The following is a 281-nucleotide window of genomic DNA, read 5'->3' on the forward strand; positions in this document are numbered from 1 at the left end:
GCCTCTTCCTAGGTTTAGGCATCACATTATCCTTCTATCTTTTACTTTTTTCTCTCAAAGTAGCAAACCTGGTCATCAAATACTTCCTAATCCATTCAAACACTGTGATAATGGGTTTGTCCCTAGCAACTAAAATGGTACAGTTAAAAGTCTCAGACAAATTGTTCATTGTTACATCACATTTAGGGTAAAAAGAAAAAGCATGCATGCACCAATGTATTGTAGGGATAGCTAGAAGCCACTTGTAAGCATCTTCATTTATTTCTTTGATTGCTTGCAAT

At 35.6% G+C, this 281-nt stretch carries 1 protein-coding gene; it reads right to left on the reverse strand.

Annotated elements, in window-relative coordinates; translation table 11 throughout:
• Positions 1 to 34: 34 nt before the first annotated feature.
• Positions 35 to 281 (reverse strand): hypothetical protein (locus tag AABA86_RS34340; protein WP_338309902.1); only part of this gene is annotated, 247 nt, incomplete at its 5' end.

The sequence above is a fragment of the Bradyrhizobium sp. TM233 genome (assembly GCF_036247965.1).
GTDB lineage: Bacteria > Pseudomonadota > Alphaproteobacteria > Rhizobiales > Xanthobacteraceae > Bradyrhizobium > Bradyrhizobium ottawaense.